Origin of the sequence: Klebsiella sp. K47 (assembly GCF_051858335.1) — a bacterium.
Taxonomy (GTDB): domain Bacteria; phylum Pseudomonadota; class Gammaproteobacteria; order Enterobacterales; family Enterobacteriaceae; genus Klebsiella; species Klebsiella pneumoniae.
This window is the reverse complement of record NZ_JBPYUI010000590.1, coordinates 1-210: the sequence shown is the minus strand read 5'-3', so window position 1 is coordinate 210 and position 210 is coordinate 1. Positions and strand designations below refer to the sequence as shown.

1 protein-coding gene is annotated in these 210 nt (G+C 62.9%); it reads left to right on the top strand.

Translation table 11 applies throughout. The annotated features are described in order from the left end of the window. The coding region (locus RRF55_RS29345; protein WP_439419505.1) for a hypothetical protein at positions 1 to 210 on the top strand (210 nt) is incomplete at both ends.

Genomic DNA, 210 nt, shown 5'->3' with positions numbered 1-210 from the left:
CGGATATCCCGCTGCACGCTCTGGCCATGCTGAAAATGGCTCGCGACGGCATCAACCCGGACGTACCCGGCTCCGTCGGTCCGATCAAGCAGATGGAAGAGCTGAAAGCCAAGGGCTTCCCGGTTGCCTACGTCGGTGACGTGGTCGGCACCGGTTCTTCGCGCAAGTCCGCCACCAACTCGGTGCTGTGGTTCTTCGGCGACGACATCC